The organism is Micromonospora sp. NPDC049529 (assembly GCF_055586685.1).
On the sequence record NZ_JBVJHT010000003.1, the window covers coordinates 214,822 to 234,458 of the forward strand.

General features: G+C 72.1%; 21 protein-coding genes. 12 read left to right on the plus strand and 9 right to left on the minus strand.

What is annotated here, in order from left to right; all coding sequences use genetic code 11:
* The first annotated feature begins 108 nt into the window (after positions 1 to 108).
* The 7 genes from ACZ6QQ_RS06220 to pspM all read left to right on the plus strand — a co-directional run bounded on the left by ACZ6QQ_RS06220 (position 109) and on the right by pspM (position 5,504).
* A complete protein-coding gene (locus tag ACZ6QQ_RS06220; protein WP_465875046.1) occupies positions 109 to 243 on the plus strand; it encodes a hypothetical protein in 135 nt (44 codons plus the stop codon).
* A gap of 37 nt (positions 244 to 280) precedes the next feature.
* Complete coding sequence (rimO, locus tag ACZ6QQ_RS06225) at positions 281 to 1,798, plus strand: 30S ribosomal protein S12 methylthiotransferase RimO (protein ID WP_465874767.1); 1,518 nt, start codon at positions 281 to 283, stop codon at positions 1,796 to 1,798.
* Positions 1,795 to 2,391 (plus strand): CDP-diacylglycerol--glycerol-3-phosphate 3-phosphatidyltransferase, encoded by a 597-nt coding sequence (gene pgsA, locus ACZ6QQ_RS06230; RefSeq protein WP_465874768.1) that lies wholly within the window; start codon positions 1,795 to 1,797, stop codon positions 2,389 to 2,391. The genes rimO and pgsA overlap by 4 nt, the downstream gene beginning before the upstream one ends.
* Positions 2,392 to 2,476: 85 nt before the next feature.
* Positions 2,477 to 2,998 carry a CinA family protein gene (locus ACZ6QQ_RS06235; protein WP_465874769.1) on the plus strand — a complete coding sequence of 174 codons (522 nt, stop codon included), beginning with the start codon at positions 2,477 to 2,479 and terminating at the stop codon, positions 2,996 to 2,998.
* 182 nt (positions 2,999 to 3,180) lie between these two features.
* The gene (locus tag ACZ6QQ_RS06240; RefSeq protein ID WP_465874770.1) at positions 3,181 to 3,654 is read left to right on the plus strand and encodes a helix-turn-helix domain-containing protein; all 474 of its coding nucleotides are present in this window, start codon (positions 3,181 to 3,183) and stop codon (positions 3,652 to 3,654) included.
* A gap of 187 nt (positions 3,655 to 3,841) precedes the next feature.
* Positions 3,842 to 4,702, plus strand: coding sequence for a PspA/IM30 family protein (locus tag ACZ6QQ_RS06245; RefSeq protein WP_465874771.1), 861 nt, complete (start codon positions 3,842 to 3,844; stop codon positions 4,700 to 4,702).
* Positions 4,703 to 4,727: 25 nt separating this feature from the next.
* Complete coding sequence (gene pspM, locus ACZ6QQ_RS06250) at positions 4,728 to 5,504, plus strand: phage shock envelope stress response protein PspM (protein ID WP_465874772.1); 777 nt, start codon at positions 4,728 to 4,730, stop codon at positions 5,502 to 5,504.
* 101 nt (positions 5,505 to 5,605) lie between these two features.
* On the opposite strand, the gene ACZ6QQ_RS06255 is transcribed toward pspM, so the two are convergent.
* The 4 genes from ACZ6QQ_RS06255 to ACZ6QQ_RS06270 all read right to left on the minus strand — a co-directional run bounded on the left by ACZ6QQ_RS06255 (position 5,606) and on the right by ACZ6QQ_RS06270 (position 11,388).
* On the minus strand, positions 5,606 to 9,238 hold the full coding sequence (locus tag ACZ6QQ_RS06255; RefSeq protein ID WP_465874773.1) for a fibronectin type III domain-containing protein: 3,633 nt from the start codon (positions 9,236 to 9,238) through the stop codon (positions 5,606 to 5,608).
* A gap of 172 nt (positions 9,239 to 9,410) precedes the next feature.
* Complete coding sequence (locus tag ACZ6QQ_RS06260) at positions 9,411 to 10,262, minus strand: zinc finger domain-containing protein (RefSeq protein ID WP_465874774.1); 852 nt, start codon at positions 10,260 to 10,262, stop codon at positions 9,411 to 9,413.
* A gap of 27 nt (positions 10,263 to 10,289) precedes the next feature.
* Positions 10,290 to 10,538 carry a CPCC family cysteine-rich protein gene (locus ACZ6QQ_RS06265; protein WP_465874775.1) on the minus strand — a complete coding sequence of 83 codons (249 nt, stop codon included), beginning with the start codon at positions 10,536 to 10,538 and terminating at the stop codon, positions 10,290 to 10,292.
* A gap of 61 nt (positions 10,539 to 10,599) precedes the next feature.
* Positions 10,600 to 11,388, minus strand: coding sequence for an SAM hydrolase/SAM-dependent halogenase family protein (locus ACZ6QQ_RS06270; protein WP_465874776.1), 789 nt, complete (start codon positions 11,386 to 11,388; stop codon positions 10,600 to 10,602).
* Positions 11,389 to 11,474: 86 nt separating this feature from the next.
* Here ACZ6QQ_RS06270 and ACZ6QQ_RS06275 point away from each other — a divergent pair, with 86 nt between their 5' ends.
* The gene (locus ACZ6QQ_RS06275; protein WP_465874777.1) at positions 11,475 to 12,413 is read left to right on the plus strand and encodes an LLM class F420-dependent oxidoreductase; all 939 of its coding nucleotides are present in this window, start codon (positions 11,475 to 11,477) and stop codon (positions 12,411 to 12,413) included.
* A 73-nt stretch (positions 12,414 to 12,486) separates the two neighbouring features.
* Here ACZ6QQ_RS06275 and ACZ6QQ_RS06280 read toward each other — a convergent pair whose 3' ends face one another.
* Both ACZ6QQ_RS06280 and ACZ6QQ_RS06285 read right to left on the minus strand, forming a co-directional pair.
* The gene (locus ACZ6QQ_RS06280; RefSeq protein WP_465874778.1) at positions 12,487 to 13,710 is read right to left on the minus strand and encodes a hypothetical protein; all 1,224 of its coding nucleotides are present in this window, start codon (positions 13,708 to 13,710) and stop codon (positions 12,487 to 12,489) included.
* A gap of 95 nt (positions 13,711 to 13,805) precedes the next feature.
* Positions 13,806 to 14,525, minus strand: a complete 720-nt coding sequence (locus ACZ6QQ_RS06285) for a pentapeptide repeat-containing protein (RefSeq protein WP_465874779.1) — start codon at positions 14,523 to 14,525, stop codon at positions 13,806 to 13,808.
* A 112-nt stretch (positions 14,526 to 14,637) separates the two neighbouring features.
* Between ACZ6QQ_RS06285 and ACZ6QQ_RS06290 the strand changes: the two genes are divergently transcribed.
* A complete protein-coding gene (locus tag ACZ6QQ_RS06290; protein ID WP_465874780.1) occupies positions 14,638 to 15,528 on the plus strand; it encodes a diacylglycerol/lipid kinase family protein in 891 nt (296 codons plus the stop codon).
* Here the strand turns inward: ACZ6QQ_RS06290 and ACZ6QQ_RS06295 are convergent.
* Positions 15,525 to 16,172, minus strand: a complete 648-nt coding sequence (locus ACZ6QQ_RS06295) for a TetR/AcrR family transcriptional regulator (protein WP_465874781.1) — start codon at positions 16,170 to 16,172, stop codon at positions 15,525 to 15,527. The genes ACZ6QQ_RS06290 and ACZ6QQ_RS06295 overlap by 4 nt on opposite strands.
* A 98-nt stretch (positions 16,173 to 16,270) precedes the next feature.
* Between ACZ6QQ_RS06295 and ACZ6QQ_RS06300 the strand changes: the two genes are divergently transcribed.
* The gene (locus ACZ6QQ_RS06300; RefSeq protein WP_465874782.1) at positions 16,271 to 17,212 is read left to right on the plus strand and encodes an ABC transporter ATP-binding protein; all 942 of its coding nucleotides are present in this window, start codon (positions 16,271 to 16,273) and stop codon (positions 17,210 to 17,212) included.
* On the plus strand, positions 17,193 to 17,930 hold the full coding sequence (locus tag ACZ6QQ_RS06305; protein ID WP_465874783.1) for an ABC transporter permease: 738 nt from the start codon (positions 17,193 to 17,195) through the stop codon (positions 17,928 to 17,930). The genes ACZ6QQ_RS06300 and ACZ6QQ_RS06305 overlap by 20 nt, the downstream gene beginning before the upstream one ends.
* Here the strand turns inward: ACZ6QQ_RS06305 and ACZ6QQ_RS06310 are convergent.
* Both ACZ6QQ_RS06310 and ACZ6QQ_RS06315 read right to left on the minus strand, forming a co-directional pair.
* A complete protein-coding gene (locus ACZ6QQ_RS06310) occupies positions 17,911 to 18,549 on the minus strand; it encodes a DUF6624 domain-containing protein (protein WP_465874784.1) in 639 nt (212 codons plus the stop codon). The two genes, ACZ6QQ_RS06305 and ACZ6QQ_RS06310, sit on opposite strands and share 20 nt — an antisense overlap.
* Complete coding sequence (locus tag ACZ6QQ_RS06315; RefSeq protein WP_465874785.1) at positions 18,546 to 18,971, minus strand: VOC family protein; 426 nt, start codon at positions 18,969 to 18,971, stop codon at positions 18,546 to 18,548. The genes ACZ6QQ_RS06310 and ACZ6QQ_RS06315 overlap by 4 nt, the downstream gene beginning before the upstream one ends.
* A 148-nt stretch (positions 18,972 to 19,119) precedes the next feature.
* Here ACZ6QQ_RS06315 and ACZ6QQ_RS06320 point away from each other — a divergent pair, with 148 nt between their 5' ends.
* Positions 19,120 to 19,605 carry a VOC family protein gene (locus ACZ6QQ_RS06320; RefSeq protein ID WP_465874786.1) on the plus strand — a complete coding sequence of 162 codons (486 nt, stop codon included), beginning with the start codon at positions 19,120 to 19,122 and terminating at the stop codon, positions 19,603 to 19,605.
* Positions 19,606 to 19,637: the final 32 nt, after the last annotated feature.

Sequence of the window (19,637 nt, forward strand, 5' to 3'; positions counted from 1 at the left end):
CACCCCCCCCCCCCGCCCCCCCCCCCCCTCCCCCCCCCCCCCCCCCCCCCCCCCCCCCCCCACCCCCCCCCCCCCCCCCCCCCCCCGGGTCGGGGCGCCGCCGACCAGGTGACCCTGTTCTGCTCGGTGGGGCTGGCCGGCGCCGAGGTCTTCCTGCTCGACCGGCTGGCCCGGCTCGACCCGATGGGCCGCGTTGCCGCCCCGCACGCCGACGACCGGGTCGGGGCGGCACTGCACGCCTAGCGGGCGCGGGGCTTCCGGAGCGGCCCGGTACCCTCGGATGGTGTCTGCCAATTCCTCTTCCTCGACCACCGGCCGCCGGGTGGCGTTGCTGACCCTCGGCTGTGCCCGCAACGAGGTCGACTCGGAGGAGCTGGCGGCCCGCCTCGACGCCGACGGCTGGCAGGTGACCACCGACGGCGAGGGCGCCGACGTGGTCCTCGTCAACACCTGCGGGTTCGTCGAGAAGGCCAAGCAGGACTCGATCGAGACGCTGCTCGCCGCCGCCGACACCGGGGCGAAGGTGGTCGCCGCCGGCTGCATGGCCGAGCGCTACGGCCGTGAGCTGGCCGACAGCCTGCCCGAGGCCGGCGCCGTGCTGAGCTTCGACGACTACCCGGACATCTCGTCTCGGCTGAACGCCGTGCTCGCCGGTGAGCAGGTGGTCGCGCACACCCCCAGGGACCGGCGCGAGCTGCTCCCGCTGACCCCGGTCGACCGGCACGGCAGCGGTGTGGTGCTGCCCGGTCACGCGCAGGCCTCCAGACCGACCGGTGGTGCCCTGGTCACCGACGAGCACACCCCGGCGCACCTGCGGCCGGTGCTGCGCCACCGGCTCGACTCGGGTCCCGTCGCCTCGCTCAAGCTCGCCAGCGGCTGCGACCGGCGGTGCGCGTTCTGCGCCATCCCGGCGTTCCGGGGCGCCTTCGTCTCCCGGCCGCCGGAAGAGCTGCTGGCCGAGGCGGAGTGGCTGGCCCGCACGGGCGTACGCGAACTGGTGCTGGTCAGCGAGAACTCCACCTCGTACGGCAAGGATCTCGGCGACCCGCGCCTGCTGGAGAAGCTGCTGCCGCAGCTCGCCGCCGTCAACGGGATCGTCCGGGTCCGGGCGAGCTACCTGCAACCGGCGGAGACCCGGCCGGGGCTGGTCGAGACGATCGCCACCACCCCCGGGGTGGCGGCCTACTTCGACCTGTCGTTCCAGCACTCCAGCGAGCCGGTGCTGCGCCGGATGCGGCGTTTCGGGTCCACCGCCCGATTCCTCGAACTGCTCGGCTCGGCCCGCGAGCTGGCCCCGGCCGCCGGGGCGCGGAGCAACTTCATCGTCGGCTTCCCCGGTGAGACCCGCGCCGACGTGGACGAGTTGGTCCGGTTCCTCTCCGAGGCCCGGCTCGACGCGATCGGCATGTTCGACTACAGCGACGAGGACGGCACCGAGGCCGCCGGCCTGCCCGGCAAGGTCGCCGCGGCGACGATCAAGCGGCGGTACGACCGGCTGAGCGCGCTCGCCGACGAACTCTGCTCGCAGCGGGCCGAGGAACGGCTCGGCTCGACCGTCGAGGTGCTGGTCGACACGATCGACGGCGGGATCGTCGAGGGACGCGCCGAGCACCAGGCGCCCGAGGTCGACGGTTCGACGACGCTGGTGGCTCCGGTGGGCGGTGGGGTCGACCTGGCCGCGCTGCGCCCCGGCGACCTGGTCCGGGCCACCGTCACCGGGACCGAGGGGGTCGACCTGGTCGCCGTACCGGTCGAGCTGGTGTCCGCGGCGGCGAGCCCGCCGGGCGGCGCGAGGTGACGGAGGCGTCGGAGCCTTCCGCCCCGGCCGCCACGGTCGAGCCGGTGCCCGTCGTCAACGCGGCCAATGCGCTCACCGCCCTGCGGCTCGTTCTGGTGCCGGTTTTCGTGGTGCTGGCGGTCGTCTCGGAGATGACCCACCCGGCCTGGCGGATCGCCGCCTGCCTGACCTTTGCCGTGGCGTCCGCGACCGACCTGCTCGACGGTTGGATCGCCCGCCGGTTCAAGCTGGTCACGGCGGTCGGCAAGGTGGCCGACCCGATCGCGGACAAGGCGCTGACCGGCGCCGCCCTGGTCCTGCTCTCCTGGTACGACCTGCTGCCCTGGTGGGTCACCCTGCTGATCCTGGCCCGGGAGTTCGGCGTCACGCTGATCCGGTTCTGGGTGATCCGGTTCGGCGTGATCGCCGCCAGCCGGGGCGGGAAGGCCAAGACGGCGTTGCAGATCCTCGCGATCGTCTGGTATCTCTGGCCGGTGCCGGAGCAGGCGACCTTCGTCGGCCCGTGGATCATGGGCATCGCCCTGGTGGTGACGATGATCACTGGCCTCGATTACGTGGTACGGGCACTGCGGCTGCGGCGCCGGGCCAGCTAGCGCACCGCCGGGCCAGCTGGCGCGCAGCCGGCCGTCACCGGGAGCGGTCGGCGCGGGTTGGTCGGTGAGACGGGTGGGAGGCGGGATGACTGGCGATGCCCGGACACGGGCCGCGCTGACCGAGGCGGCGGCGGTGGTGCACCCGCTGGCCGAACGGGGCGAGACGCTGGCCGTGGTGGAATCGCTCACCGGCGGGCTGCTGGCCGCCACGATCGTGGACATCGCCGGGGTGAGCGCCGTCTTCCGCGGCGGGCTGGTGGTCTACGCCACCGACCTGAAGGAATCCCTGGCCGGCGTACCCGCCGAACTGCTCGCCGCGCGGGGTCCGGTCGATCCGGACGTGGCCGGCGCGCTGGCCGAGGGCGGGCGCTGGCGGTGCGGCGCCGACTGGTGCCTGGCCACCACCGGGGTCGCCGGCCCGGAGCCGCAGAACGGGCGCCCGGTCGGGCTGGTCTTTGTCGCGGCGGCCGGACCGGTCGGCACCGAGGTCCGGGAACTGCGCCTCGGCGGCGGTCGGGACCAGATCCGCAGGGACACGGTCACCGAGGCGTTGCGGCTGCTCGCGGAGCAGGTGCACGGCGTACAGCCGCCGCCGGTGCGGGGTTGAGCGGGACCGCTGTCGGATGCCGGCGGGAATCCGGACCGGCGGGGTGGGATGTCGTGCGGGCCGGCAACGGGTACGGTTGCGGGAAGGTCCCGGCAGCGGCCGGGATTGGGGGTCGGAGTCGCTCCACGCGGCGTTGTGCTGACTGCCGCCGGAGCAACGGTCCCACGTGAGGGGGAGGTGCGATGGTCCTGCTACGCCGGGTGATCGGTGACGCGTTGCGTGCTCGCCGGCAGGGTCAGCACCGCACCCTGCGCGAGGTTTCCTCGGCCGCCAACGTGAGCCTCGGTTACCTCTCTGAGATCGAGCGTGGCCAGAAGGAGGCGTCGAGCGAGCTGCTCGCCGCCATCTGTGACGCCCTCGGTGCCCGCCTCTCCGAGCTGTTGCGCGAGGTCAGCGACACGGTCGCGCTGGGCGAGCAGATGTCCGGGGTGCTGGCACCGGTGCAGGAACGGTCGACGGTCGACGTCCCGGCCCGCACGGTGCTCACCGACTCCGGCGTGCGTACGGTGACCGACTCCGGCGTACGGCAGGTCGCCACCGACGGGAACGTCTCCGTCTCGGTGCGCCAGGACTCGCCGCTCAAGGCCACGCTGCGTACCACCCGCCGGGTCCGGTCCACGACCGACCGGGGCCGGGACATCGTTCGCGCCGCCTGAGCGGTGCTCGGCCCGCTCACCTCGGCGTAGGGTGGCAGTTCCAGCGGCGTCTGCCGGCCGATATCCCCACGGTCGTCTGCCGGTGTGGCGCCGGACTGGGACGATGGTGATCGTGCCGCGTTCACCGGTCCAGGCCGGGTGGGCGACGGCTGGCCGAAGCGGATGACACCGAGGGGATAACGCGAAGATGGCGAGTCCGTTCGTCAAGGGATGGCGCTACCTGATGGCGCTGTTCGGCGCCAAGATCGATGAGCACGCTGATCCGAAGGTGCAGATCCAGCAGGCCATCGAGGAGTCCCAGCGCCAGCACCAGGCGCTGGTGCAGCAGGCGGCGGCGGTCATCGGCAACCAGCACCAGCTTGAGATGAAACTCTCCCGGCAGATGTCCGAGGTCGAGCGGTTGCAGGGGATGGCCCGCCAGTCGCTGGTCCTCGCCGACCGGGCCCGGGCCGGCGGCGACGAGGCCGAGGCGCAGAAGTTCGAGCAGACCGCGCAGACCCTGGCCGCCCAACTGGTCTCCGCCGAGCAGTCGACCGAGGACCTCAAGGCTCTGCACGACCAGGCGCTCGCCGCCGCCGGGCAGGCCCGCCGCGCGGTCGAGAACAACAGCATGATTCTCCAGCAGAAGCTGGCCGAGCGGACCAAGCTGCTCAGCCAGCTCGAACAGGCCAAGATGCAGGAGAGCGTGGCGAAGTCGCTGGAGTCGATGTCGACGCTGTCGGCGCCGGGCACCACCCCCTCGCTGGACGAGGTCCGCGACAAGATCGAACGCCGTTACGCCAACGCCATGGGCCGTGCCGAACTCGCCGGCAACTCCGTCGAGGGCCGGATGCTCGAAATCCAGAAGAGCAGCCTGGACCTGGCCGGCTCGGCCCGGCTGGAGCAGATCCGGGCGAGCATGGCCGGGGAACAGCTCGGCGGCCAGAGCCAGCCGGCGGTCGACCAGGCCAACCGGGCGGCGGACAACGCCGGGGTGGCCCGACTCGACGAGATCCGGCGGAGCATGGCCAAGGAGAAGCCGACCGGCGACCAGAGCGCCGCCGGCTGAGCGGGCGGGCAGGGAGAGGGCGGCCATGGCAGACGAGCGAGCCCGCTACTTCCGGCGGTTGCGCGGCCTGCGCCGCTCCGCCCGTTGGTGGAGCGTCTGGGCCGGCGCACTGGGCGGCGCGGCGGCGGTCCTCACCCCGTACCAGGGGTTGGGTCTGCCGGACGCGGCCTGGGTCGCCGGTGCCGGCGGCACCACCGTGCTCGCCGTCTGGCGCTGGGCCGACCTGCGCCGGCTGGCGGCCCAGCCGGCACCGCCGCCGCTCGACCCGGCCGTCGCGGCCGAGCAGACCCGCGCCCGGCTGATCGCCGCCGTCGAACGGTTGCCCGCCGGGCCCGGCATGGTGGCGGAGGTACGCCGCCAGCGGGCCCGGATCGCCCTGCGCGGCTCGGCGGCGGCCGCGCCGTGGGAACGGCTCTCCCGCGCCTCGGCCACCCTGACCGGGCTCGCCGGCCGGCTGCCCGCCCTGGCCGGGCCGGCGGTGTTGGAGGCGACCGCGGCCGAGCGCTCGCTGCACGACCTGGCGCACCAGGTGGCCGGCCTGGAGAAGGCGAGGCGGTCCGCACCGGTCCAGTCCCGCCCGGCGCTGGAGTCGGCCCACCGGGACCTGCTCCGGCAACTCGACCGGGGCGTCGCCGCCTACGAGGCGCTGGTCGTCGCGGCAGCCGGCTACCTGGCCGAGGACACCCGGTCCACCGGCGTGCACCCGGCGGCGGACCGGCTCACCGAGGCGACCGACCTGCTGCACGGCGTCGCCGCCGGCCTCGCCCAACTGCGCGACCCCGGCACCGCCACCGGGCGCTAGACGGGTCGGCTCGGCGGCCGGACCGCCAGCGCGCGCCGAGCGGTCGGTCTCCGCCGCTGGCCGGCGCCCCGGCCGGTGGCGGCCGGCCACGCCGAGCGCGGTCAGTCCGGCGGCTGGACCACCAGCGGGGTGGTGAAGGCGGAGGTGCCGACCGCGTTGAAGGCCTGGATCCGCCAGTGGAAGACGGTGCCCGCAGGCAGCCCGGTGTTGGTGAACGAGCGGGCCGTACCGGCGATGGTGAAGCTGGCCAGACCGGTGCTGAACGAGGCGTCGTTGGCCCGTTGCAGGGTGAAGCCACTGACCGTGCTGCCCGCGCTCTCGAACCAGTTGAGCTGCACGCTGACCGAGTCCGGGGCGGTGACCGAGGCCGTCGCCGACAGGCTGTGCGGCACCGCCGGTATGGTCGGCACCGTCACCACCGACACCGTCGACCACGGTGACGGGGCACCGAGGTAACTGGTCCGCACCCGGTGGTAGTACGTCGTGTTCGGGCTCACCGTGCTGTCCGTCCAGGCGGCGGTCAACGGCCCGGAGACGCTGACCAGCCCACTGGTGAAGGTCGGGTTCACCGCCCGCTGGACCTCGACCCCGGTGGCGAACGAACGGTTGCGCCAGGCCAGGTCGACCCGGACCGGCGCGGACGGGGCCACCGAGGCGGTCAGGCCGCTCGGCGCGATCAGGCGTACGACCGCCGAGGCGGTGTTCGACCAGCCGGAGTAGCCGACGGCGGTCTCCGTACGGACCCGGTAGTGGTACGTGGTGCCGGGCGTGACGGTCGAGTCGCTGGTCGTACTGACGGTCGGGGGCAGGGTGAACCGGGTGACGCCGGTGCTGAACGCGGCGTTCGTGGCCCGCTCGACGAGATGGTTCGTGGCCGCCGGACGGGTCGCGTTGTTCGTCCAGGCGAGCGCGATCGACGGCGGCACGCTCGGCGAGCCGGGTGCCGCCGTCGCGGTCAGCCCGGTCGGCTGCGCCGGGGAGAGCCGCAGCACCAGCGGGCGGCTCAGCTCACTGCCCTCGTGCCCGACCAGGTGCCCCTGCCAGGCGTACTCCCAGCCGAAGTTGAACAGCTGGTTCGTCACCACCGCCGGCTCCCCGGTACGCGGGTTGACCTGGGTGAAGCCGCTGGTCGTACCGGCCGGGCGGGTCGGGTCGAGCAGCCGTACGCTGTCGCCGACCTTGAACGGCAGAGCATCCGGCACGGTCGGCCGGACGGCGACGATGGTGTCCTCCAGCGGGTTCATCCGGACCGTCTCCTTCCAGCCCAGTTCGTTCGGGTCCGGCGGTCGGATCGCGCCGTCCCAGCCGACCCGGTTGATCACCTGCACCACCAGGTGGTGGAAGTGGATGGCGCGGGTCCCGGCCCCGTTGTGGGTGACCTTCCAGATCTGGGTGCCGTCACCGGGGGCGCCGACCGGGATGGCGGGGTCGGCCGGGGCGAGGATCTCGGTCGGCGGGTCGACGTACGTCAGTGGTGTGGTCGTCTGGACCAGCGCGCTGACCTTCGGCAGTTCCACTCCGAGGGTGGCGTTCATCCGGCCGTACTCGGGTTCGAAGAGTTCCTGGATCGCCTTTGCCCGCAGTGGCATGGTGACCGGGGCGGTCCGGCCGGCGGGCGTGAACGTGATCGTGTTGCTGTGGATCGGCACGTGCGTGTTCTTCGGCGTGCGGGTGCCGAAGGCGGTGTCGTACGCCGGCTGCGGCACGATCGGCGGCGGTTGGCTGGCCCCGTACGCCAGCGGCAGCCGGGCCCGGAGCGGGTCCAGGTCGTACGGCGCTGCGGGCTCGCCCACCACCTGGAACTGGAGCAGCGTACGGGTGTTCGGCCCGTAGCCGGGCTGGGTGGTCGGGGCACCTCCGGCACTGGTCCGGTCGGGGTCGCCGGTGTAGTAGTCGTACCGGGTGTCGAAGGCCGGCATCGGTGCCGGACAGTCGTTGTACAGGATGATCTTCGAGCCGGGCGGGGCGGCGGAGAAGTCGACGATCACGTCGGCCCGCTCGCCGGGGCCGAGCAGCAGCGCGTGCTCGGAGACGTTCAGCGCGGCGATGTCCCGGCGGTTGTAGACGTAGTTGATCGGCTGGTTGGGTATCACCGCCACCTCGGGCAGCAGGCCACCCTCGGTGCCGATCTGGATCCAGTCCGGCCCGGCGCTGGCCGGGTCGGGGACGCCACCGGCCCGGCCGTCGGTCGGCCAGGTGGGCGGGTGGTCCGGGTGGGCGGTGGCGTCGACCATCGGCACCTCGCCGGCCGCGCCGTCGCCGAGCGTGCCGTCCGGATGCCACATCGGCCCGTGCGAGGCGGCGTAGTAGAGCTGGAGATTGAGGCTGCGGTCGTTGCAGGCGTTGAGGATCCGGAACCGGTACGCCTTCGGCTCCACCCGCAGGTACGGGTACGCGCAGCCGTTGACCAGCGGGGTGTCCAGGAACGCCTCCGGTACCACCGACGGGTTCGGGGTACCGGGCATCACCGGTGGTTGCCAGGGTGCGTGGGCCGGATCGTGGTGCGGGTTCTGTGCCGGCCCGTGCGCCGTCCCGGTGTACGGCGGCCAGAACCACGGCCCGTAGTCCCAGCGCCCCATCGGGTTGGTCCCGGACTCGTTGTACGGGTTCTGGTTCGGCATGTAGACGTGCGGGTACCAGAGGTTCCCGCGACCGCCCCAGGTGGTCCGGTCCCAGGTCGGGTCCTGCGCGTCGAGCTGGGCGTCGCCGGGCACGAAGGTCTTGTCCTGGATCACCAGCGGGATCTCGTCGGCCGGGACGACCCCGTCGGCGACCAGTTGTCGTTCCGCCTCGTCGCGGAGCAGGTAGAGGCCGAGCTGCCCGGAGTAGACGGTCAGCCGGGCGATGCCGAGCGTGTGGTCGTGGTACCAGAGCAGCCGAGCGCCGGCCTGGTTCGGGTAGTACAGCGTCACCGCGCCGGGTCCCGGGTCGGCCATGTCCGGCACGTTCACCAGGCCCGTACCGGTGGGGTAGGGCGTCGGCTCGCCGGCCGGGGTGAGCCACTGGTCCGGGCCGCCGTTGCTGATCCAGGGCGTGGTCCCGCCGTGCAGGTGCAGCACGGCCCGGTTCTGCGGATAGTGCTCCGCCCCGCCGAGGGGGCCGGGTCCGGCGCCGCGCACGGTCGGGTCGACCGGCAGCGGTAGCCGCCCGGCGGCGCCGGTCGGCAGCCCGTTGACGAACTTCACCCGGACCGGACGGTTGCGGTCCGCGATGATCACCGGCCCGAGATGGTACGGCCGGGTCGGCGGGCTGACCGTGTTGCGCCCGTTGGCGTCGGTGCCGTTGTTCAGTTGTCGGTACCCGCGCAGCCGGGTCGGGCCGAGATCCCGGTGCAGTTGCTGGGTGAACTGCTCCAACCCGATCTCGTAGTAGTCGCAGCCGGGGTAGCTGACCGTGTCCGGTACGGCGACGGGCAGGTGGTTGCCGAGGTTGTTGTGCCGTCCCTCGCCGACACCGGGCAGCGAGTCGACGAATTTCCGCAGGCCGGTGCCGGGCACCACCTGACCGGCGGGGTCGAGGCGGGGCAGCGGGCTGTTCGCGTAGTTGGGGACGAAGCCGAAATAGTCCGGGGTCGGCAGCGGCGCCGGGCCCGCCGGCCGGGTCTGCGCCGGGGTCTGCTGTGGAATGTCGGGCCGGGATTCCTCCGGTGCCTGGGCGGGGGCGGCGGTCCCGGTGGTTTCGGTGTCCTGCTTCGCCCTGCGGGCCAGGCGGTGCGCCGCGAGTTTCTTGAACATGACCGTGCTCCCTCCCCGGTTGCCTGCTCGACCGGAGGTTCCGCCAGTGGGCCGGTCGAGTCGATCAGTCGGCCATCGCTGACGATCCGTAAGCAACTAACCGCGCCAAGCGACGATTGGATACGGGCCGCTCGGCGTCGGTTCGCCCGGAACGTGCCTGGTACGAGCGGGGTCAGTCCGGGGCGGGCTGGCAGCGCGGGCACCAGTACGTCACCCGGTCGCCCTGTTCGGTCTTCTCCACCAGCATGCCGCAGCGGCGACAGGGTTGGCCGCGCCGGCCGTACACGTAGCTGGTCTGGCCCCGGTGTAGCGAGCCGGTGGTGCTCTGGGTCCACCGTCCCCGGTTCGCCGCCAGCAGCCGCTGGGCCAGCGTCACCAGCCCGGTCAGCTCCGGCACCGCCGCCACCGGTGTCCACGGGTGCACGCCCCGCAGGAACAGCAGCTCCGACTTGTAGAGGTTGCCGATGCCGGCCAGGTTGTGTTGGTCGAGCAGCGCCTCGGCGATGCTCTCCTGCGGGTGGGCGGCGAGCCGGCGTACCGCCTCGGCCGGGTCCCAGTCCGGGCCGAGCAGGTCGGGGCCGAGCCCGCCGACGAGTTCGTCCTCCCGGCCGGTCGGCACCAGGGCGACCTCGTGCAGGTGGTAGCCGACCGCGATCGCGTCCGCCGTACGCAGCACCAGCCGGATCAGGTGCGCCGGCCGGGCGGCCCAGCGAACACCCGGCGGGTAGACCCGCCAGGCCCCGTCCATCCGCAGGTGCGAGTGCACGGTGAGGCGCGGCTCGCCCCCGTCGCCGCCGCTGGTGCCGGACGGGTCGGCGTTGGTGCTGGTGTGCGGGGTGCCGGGCGGGGCGGCGAGCCGGACGAGCAGGTGTTTGCCCCGGCTGACCACCTCCAGGACGGTCCAGCCGGCCAGGTCGGTGGTGGCGAGTCGGGGCACGCGGAAGTCGGACGCGGTCAGCCGGCCACCGGCCAGCGCGCGGTGCAGCGCGCGAGCGGTGTTCCAGACCGTGTCGCCTTCGGGCACCCGTCCATCCTGCCCGCTAGCGCGGTGTCAGGGCTGCTCTTCGAGCCGGGGGGCGCGGACCATGTCCTGGTAGCGGGGGTGGCTGGCGCCGTAGATGGCGTAGTTGAGTCGGGCGTGGGCCAGGCTCAGGTCGCCGTTCGGGCTGTCCTCAAGGACGACGTCCTCACCCCCCTGCCGGCCGTCGTTGGTCCAGAAACAGACCGGACAGGTCCCACCTTCTCCGGTGAAAAAGCCGCAGCATGGACATGCTTGTACATCGATCGAATGCTTCCCCACCGGTCAAGCATTCCATAGTGGTCCATCCGTCGCAGCTCCGTGTCCGCGATGCGGAAGTAGATCAGCTAGCGTCCGCTATCCGTAGTACCTGCCCCGGTACCAGCGAAAGTAGGGCATCCGCACGGCCGCCGTTCACCGCCAGCGCCACCCGACCGGCGGAGTCCACGAGTACGGCGAGAGCCCCGGCCGGTACGTCACCGAACGTCGTCGCCCGCTGGGCCGGCACCCCGTCCACCAGCAGCGCCGGCCGCAGCCCGTCCAGCGTGGCAGCGGGGGCGGCGAGCTGCACGTTGCCGAAGTGGTCCACCGACGCCACCTCGGCGGTGAGCCAGCCCGGCCCGCTGTCCACCACCGGATCGGGGAGCCGGACCAGGGTGGCCGGGTCGACCGCCGGTCCGGCGTCGGCCAACTCGGCGCCGAGCGCCAGCCGGGCGGCGACCGGGGCGAAGACGTCCCGGCCGTGGAACGTGGGCGAGACGGTCGCCGCGAGCCAGGCCGGGTTGGTCAGCTCCACCGCGCGTTCGGTGCCGCCGAGCGCGTCGGCCGCCGGGCACAGCAGCCCGTTGTCCGGTCCGACCAGCAGCCCGCCGGGAGTTCGCAGGGCGACTCCGCGCCGAGCCGTACCGACGCCCGGGTCGACGACCGCCACGTGCACCGCCGGTGGCAGGTCCACCACCGTCTGGGCGAGTACGGTCGCACCCCGTCCGATGTCCCCGGCCGGCACCAGGTGGGTGACGTCGAGCACCCGTACGGTGGGGGCGAGTCGGGCGACCGCCCCGTGGCAGGCGGCGACGAACCCGTCGGAGAGTCCGTAGTCGGTGGTCAGGCTGATCCAGTCATAGCCGGGCATGACCAGCACGTTAACGGCTGTGGTCGGCGGCGGCGACGGCCCCTCCGCCGGCAGGGTCGGGTGGCGGAACTGGCAAGCTGGTCGGCATGCGATTGGTCATCTTCACCGAGCCGCAGGACGGCGCGACGTACCGGGACCTGCTCCGGGTGGCGCGGCACGCGCAGGATCTCGGCTTCGACGGTTTCTTCCGCTCCGACCACTATCTGCACATGAACGGGGACGGGGCACCCGGCCCGACCGACGCCTGGCTGACCCTGGCCGGGCTCGCCCTCCAGACCGAGCGGATCCGGCTCGGCACCCTGGTCACCTCGGCCACCTTCCGGCTGCCCGGCCCGCTGGCCATCTCGGTCGCCCAGGTCGACGAGATGAGCGGTGGGCGGGTGGAACTGGGCCTGGGCACGGGTTGGTTCGAGGCGGAGCACCGGGCGTACGGCATTCCGTTCCCGCCGCTGAAGGAGCGGTTCGACCGGCTGACCGAGCAGTTGGAGGTGGTCACCGGGCTGTGGGGGACCCCGCCGGGGGAGACCTTCACCTACCGGGGCGGCTACTACGACCTCTACGACTCCCCGGCGATGCCGAAGCCGGTGCAGCAGCCGGGACCGCCGGTCATCGTCGGTGGCACCGGGCTGAAGCGGACGCCGGTGCTGGCCGCCCGGTTCGCCGACGAGTACAACGTCCCGTTCCAGTCGGCGCAGGCGGCGGCGAAGAACTTCGAGGCGGTCGTCGAGGCCTGTGAGCGGATCGGTCGGGACGCGGCCGGGCGGGCCCCGCTGACGCTCTCGGCCGCGGTCACCGTGGTCTGCGGGCGCAACGACGCCGAGGTGCGCCGCCGGGCCGACGCGATCGGCCGGGACCTGGACGAGCTGCGCGCCGGGCCGGGTGTGGTCGGGACGCCCGGCGAGGTGGTCGAGCAACTGCACGAGTACGCCAAGGGCGGCGCGTCCCGCTTCTTCCTCCAGTTCCTGGACCTCGCCGACCTGGATCAGCTCGACCTGATCGCCGCCGAGGTCGCCCCGCAGCTCTGACCGCCGATCGGCACTAACATCCGTGTTACTAACGTCAGTGTTAGTAACACGGATGTCAGTGACATCGGCGGTGTTACCGCTCCGCGTCGACCACCGGGGCGGGGGTTTCCGGGGCCGGCTGGAGCGGTACGGGCTGGGTCGGCAGCACGATGTCGCGTACGGCGAGATAGACGGCGCGTACGGCGAGCGTCCGTTCGACCTCGTCCAGGATCGGGGCGAAGAACTGACGCCGGTGCTCGACGTCGCTCATCGAGGTGACGGCGAAGTACATGCTGCCGAACCCGGCCAGCAGGGCGGCGTTGCGCAACAGCGCCAGCGGCACCGGCAGCCCGTCGGCGAGCATCGCCGGTGGCTCGCCGATCCACTGCTCGGCGGTTTCCGGCTGGACCACGATCAGGCCGAGCAGCAGGAAGAAGCAGAACAGCCCGATCCCGACCACCAGCGCCTGGACGAGTTGCCGGGTGGCGAGCATGAGCAGCAGGTTGCCGACCTGCCGGGCGTTCAGCGGCACCGGCCGCAGCGGACCGTCCGGGGCGACCTCCTCGATCGGCAGGCTGCTCAGCGGGGTGCGCTTGCAGGACGAGGAGAGTCGTTCGGCGCTGAGGTCCTGTTCCACCCGGCCGATCTCGTCGCGCAGTCGGCCGGCGGCGGCCAGGATGGTGACTGCGGTGAAGAGGCTGAGCACCAGTCCCAGCCGGTGCCAGGGTAGCCGGTTCATCGCCTGCCACAGCTCGCCGGTGAAGAAGAAGAACAGGGTGACGAAGAGCAGCAGCGGCAGGGCCCGGCCCTGGAGCCGGACGCTGTTGCGCATGTCGTCGACCGCGTGCCGTACGGCCCGGCGCAGCAGCGGCACCACGCCGTAGCTGGTGGCCAGCCACGATCCGCTGAACAGCAGCGCGAACGCGGCGATCGAGGTGACCGTGATCTTCACCTGGCCGTCGTGCAGCCAGAGCGCCAGCGGCGGTACGACCACCGGCACCACCGCGTACGCGACCAGGATCGTGATCATGGCGCGGCGGGAGAAGTGCGGCAGCCGCCGGCCGAACCTGGTCAGCCCGGACCAGCCGGCCAGTCCGGCCGCGACCACGATCGTGAGCAGTACCCAGCGGGCGGTGCCGGTGCCGGCCTGGAGGATCACCCAGACCAGGTCGGCCACCACGACCACGGCGAGGAACGGCAGCATCCGGGGGAGGATGTGCCGGTCGAAGTCGTACCCGGCGATCATCTGGGGTACGCCGTGGCGGACGAACCAGCGCTCGGCTTGCCGGACCAGGGCGCGGGAGGCGGTGAGTGGCACCCGCTGATCCTGTCAGAGCGCGGGCCGGGGTGATCCGCCGTGGCGGCCCCGGCACCCCACCTGCCCCGGCACCGCAGCCCATGACCGGTGGTGACTCAGGCCGGCTCGGCGTGCCCGTCCCCGTCGCCGTCCTCGATTCGGATGCCGAGCGCGTGCGCCAGCGTGTACGACAACGCGATCAGGTCGTGCCGGGCGACGGTGGCGCCGGCCAGGCTCGTCACCCCGCCGATGCCGGCCAGGGAGCAGCCGGCGAACCGGGTGCCGGCCGTCTTCGCGTGGCTGAACTGGGCACCGCTCAGGTCGCAGTCGGTGAACCGTACGCCGCGCAGGTCGGCGCCGGAGAAATCCGCCCGGGTCAGGTTGCACCCCTCGAACGCCACGTGCTGGAAGATCGAGAAGCGCAACGACGCCAGATCGAGCCGGCACTGCGAGAACGTCACGTCGCGCAGGGTGCCGCCGACCCAGTGCAGCCCGGTCATCCGGGCCGTCGAGAGGCGTACCCGCAGCAGGCTCGACTTCTCCGCCCGCAGGTTGGCCAGGTTGGAGCTTTCGACCAGGCAGTCGGTGAACCGCGCCCCGTCGAGCGAGGTGCCGCTCAGGTCGGTGCCCCGGAACCGGCACTGCTCGAACTCGACCGCGTCCGCCGACCGGCCGGAGAGGTCGAGGTCCGCGAAACCCAGCCGGCGGTAGGACGCCTCGTGGTCGAGGTCGTGCTCCCCGATGGTGGCCGGGTCAACCGTCGCCGGGTGTTTCGGCTCCACCGGCGCCCGCTCGCGCGACTGGGCACCGTCGCGGCGTACCGATCGCACTGGCATGCCCGCACGGTAACCCAGCGGGCCGGAGCCACCCCCGGGGCGGGTGTGGATCGGGGTGCCCGCTGGGTATGACCTGACCCATGACGTACTCCGATGTGCGACCGGTGGGCCGATGACCAGGGTCGCGGTGGTCGCCCACCGCAAGAAGACGCTCGGCGGGGGCCTGGACGAGCTGCGTACGCGGCTCACCGACGAGGGCGTCACCGACCTGCTCTGGTACGAGGTGCCCAAGAGTCGCAAAGCGCCTAAGAAGGTACGGAAAGCCGTCGGCAAGGGAGCCGAACTGATCCTGGTCTGGGGCGGGGACGGCATGGTCCAGCACTGTGTGGACACCCTCGCCGGCTGGGACGGTGCCACCGGGATCATCCCGGCCGGTACGGCCAACCTGCTCGCCACCAATCTCGGCATCCCGCAGGATCTCGAAGAGGCGGTCCGGATCGCCCTGCACGGCGAGCGCCGCCGGATCGACCTCGGTCGGGTCAACGGTCAGCACTTCGCGGTGATGGCCGGGGCCGGATTCGACGCCGAGATGATCTCGGACGCGGACCGGCAGCTCAAGGACAACATGGGCAAACTGGCCTACGTCTGGACCGGCCTGCGGCACGTACGCGACGAGGTCGTCCCGGTGACGATCAAGGTCGACGGGGAGAAGTGGTTCGACGGCGAGGCGAGCTGCGTGCTGTTCGGCAACGTCAGCACGATCACCGGCGGAATCGAGGCGTTCGACGACGCCCGCCCCGACGACGGCCGGCTGGAGGTCGGTGTCGCCACCGGGCACGGGGTGATCGACTGGGCCCGTACGCTCGGCCGGATGGCCGTCGGCCGGTCCGAGAACTCGCCGCTGCTGGAGATCACCCAGGGGCGGAAGGTCGACGTGCGGTTCGGCACGCCGCAGACGTACGAGCTCGACGGTGGTGCGTGCGGCACCGAGAAGCGGTTGAAGGTACGGGTGGTGCCGTCCGCGATCACGGTCTGCGTACCCGCCCAGCGCGACGGCGACTAACCGGTGGGGCCGCCGTCGCCGACCGGATCCTCGGGCGGCGGCTCCCGGTCGATGCCGAGGACGGCGTTGAGGCCGTGGGTGTAGACCTCCGTGGGGACCGCGTCGGGGTCGATCAGGTGCTGGAAGGCCACCCCGACGTCGAGTGCGGTCATCAGGGCGGCCAATTGGTCGGCGGGCAGGGGTGGTCGCCCCCCGGTCCGTTCGATGATCTCCTTCGTGTTCGCCGCCCGGACCGTGCGCAGCCACTGCGCGATCGACTCCCGGGCGGCCGGCGTGCGCATCCCGTACAGCCAGAACTCGACGAAGGCCATGGCGAAGCGGCGTACCTCCGGCAGGCCGAGGGCTGAGTCGTAGCCGCTGCCGAGCTGGTGCAGCCAGCCGGCCAGCGAGACCTCGGGATCGACCTCGGGTGCGCCGTTGGCCGGGTGCTCCTCGCTGAGTCGGCGGTCGAGGATCGCCGCCACCAGCCCGTTCTTGCCCTCGAAGTTGGCGTAGATCGCGCCCTTGGTCAGCCCGGCCTCGGCCGCCACCTCGTCGAGCGAGGTCGGGTGGATGCCCCGCTCGCCGAAGAGCGTCTCGGCCGCGTCCAGCAGGTGCTGGCGGGTGCGCTGTTGCTGCTGCGCGCGGGTGAGTCGCTCGCTCATGTCGTGATCCTGCCACACTCCGTCCGTTGACATCCTTGTTGGTATCCGGATACTCAACGGTATCCGAATACCAGTCGGTATGTGAAGGAGTGGTGCCGGTGCTGCACGTCGAACGACTGACCAAGATCTACCGAGGGGGCCTGCGGGCCAACGACGACCTCAGCCTCACCGTCCACCCCGGGGAGGTGCTCGGTCTGCTCGGACACAACGGAGCCGGCAAGACCACCCTGCTCAACCAGGTCGCCGGCCTGGTCCGGCCGACCTCCGGCACGCTCCGGCTGGACGGGCGCGACCCGGTCGCCGACCCGGCGTACGCGCGGGCGGTCTGCTCGGTCCAACTCCAGGCACAGGCACCACTGACCGGGGTCACCCCGAGGCAGGCGATCGAGATCGTCGGCCGGATCCGGGGCGGCGGACGCAAACGGGTACGGCAACGTACCGAAGAACTGCTGACCGCGCTCGACCTCGCCGAGTGGGCGGACGTACCCGGAGAAAGCCTCTCCGGCGGTGTCCGCCGGCTGACCGCGTTCTGCATGGCGGCGGTCGAACCCGGCCGGCTGGTCATGCTCGACGAGCCCACCAACGACGTCGACCCGGTCCGCCGCCGCCTGCTCTGGCAGTCAGTACGCCACCTCGCCGCCGACGGCTGCGCGGTCATCCTGGTCACCCACAACGTGGCCGAGGCCGAGCGGAGCGTCGACCGGATCGTCGTGCTCGACCACGGCCGGACGGTGGTCAGCGGCACCCCGGCCGAACTACGCCACCGGGTCACCGCCGACCTGCGGCTGGAACTCACCCGTACGCCGGGCCTGCCGCCGCCACCGCCGCCACCCTGGGCCGGCACCGCGACCGTCACCGACCGCCGGATCGTGCTGCCGGTCGACACCGCGCAGACCGAACGGGCCGTCGCCTGGGCGCTCGGCCAACGCGCCGCCGGAACCATCACCGAATTCGCCCTGCACCCGGTCAGCCTCGAAGACGTCTACATCGGCCTGACCAGCGCCGGAAAGGAGGCCGGCGATGCGGTCCTGGCTGCGTAGCTACCTGCTGCTGGTCCGCTGGAGCGGCATCCGGCTCAGGCACACCCTCCCGCTGATGGTCATCATCCAGACCATGCTGGCGGTCGGCATCGTGATCGGCTTCTCGTTCCTGCTGCCGGCGATCGACCAGAACACCGCGCTCTACCTGGCCACCGGCGCACCCACCCTCGGCCTGATCACCGTCGGCATGGTGCTCGCCCCGCAGATGGTCGCCGAGGCGAAGACCGCCGGCACCTTCGACTACAACCGCACCCTGCCGGTGCCCCGCTCCGCGATCCTCGCCGCCGACCTCAGCACCTGGCTCGCCACCGCCCTGCCCGGACTGGTCCTCGCCCTGCTCGCGGCCACCATCCGGTTCGACCTCACCCTCGATGTCAGCCCGCTGGTCGTGGCGGCCGTCCTGCTCGTCGCGCTGACCGCGACCGCGATCGGGTACGCCATCGCGTACGGCACCTCGCCGACGGTCGCGAACCTGATCGCCCAACTGATCGTCTTCGTCGCGCTGATGTTCTCCCCGATCAACTTTCCCACCGACCGATTGCCCGACTGGCTCCAGACCGTGCACCGGGTGCTGCCGTTCCAGTACATGGCCGAGGCCGTACGCGACACCCTGGTCACCCCGCCGGACGGGGTCAGCGCGCTGCCGTTCGCCGTACTCGCCGCCTGGTTCGCCCTCGGACTCGCCATCACCCTGCGAATCATGACCCGTCGCGCGTGAGCCCGTCCTCGTCCTCGTTTTCGTCTTCGCGTTCGTCTTCGCGTTCGTCTTCGCGTTCGTTTTCGCGTTCGTTTTCGCGTTCGCGTTCGCGCATCATCGCCTCGTACTCGGCGAACGGGCCGAGGCCGACGCTGCGCCGACGTTCGTCGAGACCGTCGGGGTCCTCGATCGGTTGGGGAGTCAGCCGCTCGGAGTTCTCCGGCCCGTACCAGAACTGGGTGCCGTACACCTGGGGTCTGCCCTGCGCCCGGCGGACCCGATCGGTGAGGTAGGCCAGGTGCGACGGGCTCGCCTCAGCGTCGCGTACCGCCCGGTCGAGCAGGGCCAGACACTCGCGCTGGAAGTCCGGGTCACGGTCGGCGTGCTGGGCCAGCAGCCAGGCCGCTCGCGCCGCCTGCTCGCCGACATCGCTGCGGCGGGGCCAGCCGTGCCGGTCGAGCACCACCTTCAGCCAGGTGGTGTTCTCGGCGTCGACCGACTCGACCGCGGCCCACATGGCGCGGGTGGCGCCACGGGTCGGGATCCTGTTGCGGGCCTCCTGGTCCCGGTCCATCCGCTCGACGAGTTCCACCGCCAACGGCCGCCCGCCGGGCTCTGGCTGGTCCGCTGGGCCGGTCACGACCGGGCCGAAACGCCGGGCGACGGGGAGGGGGCCACGATCAGGACCGGGTTCCCGTCCGCGTCGGCGACGTACGCGGCCCGCTCGTCCCAAGGCTGGTCGGCCGGTTCGAACAACACCGGCACCCCGGCGGCGCGCAGGTCCTCGATCGCCCGGTCGACGTCATCGGTGTAGACGCACACCTCCGTCCGGCGGCCGTTGTCCGTTCCACGGGGAGTGCCGTGCAGACCGTTGTCGTCCGCCCGACCGAAGGTGAACCGGGCGGCGCCGAGACCGAGCACGACAAACTCCGGCTCGTCGTCCTGCTCGGCCGGAAAACGGTACGACTCCTCGAATCCGAAACGCTCTCGATATAACCGGGTCAGCCGGGCCGGATCGTCGCTTAGGACGATCGGAAACGGATCACGGAAAGCAACCGCCATGTTCCTGACCATAGGCAGCACGGTGAATGCCGGCAATACGACCGGGCGTGTCTACCGGTTTCCAGCTCATGCGATGTGACCAGGCAGGGCCGCCGGTTTCTGGGCTCGTGCGGGGGTGGTGGACACCGCTGGTGGAGAATTCGTCACCATGGAACAACAGGTGCACTTCGTGACGGTGGCGACCGCCGACCTCGACGCCGCGCGGCGGTTCTACGTCGACGGACTCGGCTGGAGCCCGACGCTCGACGTACCCGGGGAGATCCTTTTCTTCCAGATCGGACCGGGGATGATGCTCGGCCTGTACGAGGCGGCGCAGTTCACCGCCGACCTCGGCCCGGGTGATCTCGGCGCCGCCCATCTCGGCGCGGCCGCACCGGCCGACGCCACGCCGCGCGGTGTCACCCTCTCGCACAACGTGTCGAGCCCGCAGGAGGTCGACCGGGTGCTCGCCGCGGCGGCGGCCGCCGGTGCCGCCATCCGCAAATTGGGCCAGCCGGCGGCCTTCGGCGGCTACCACGGCCACTTCGCCGACCCGAACGGCCTGCTCTGGGAGATCGCCCACAACCCCGGCTGGTCCGTCACCCCCACCGGCACCGTCCTCCTCGGCCCCGCCAACCCCGAAACCTCTCGTTGATCATGAACTTAGCGCGCTCCGGGAGCGAAAAT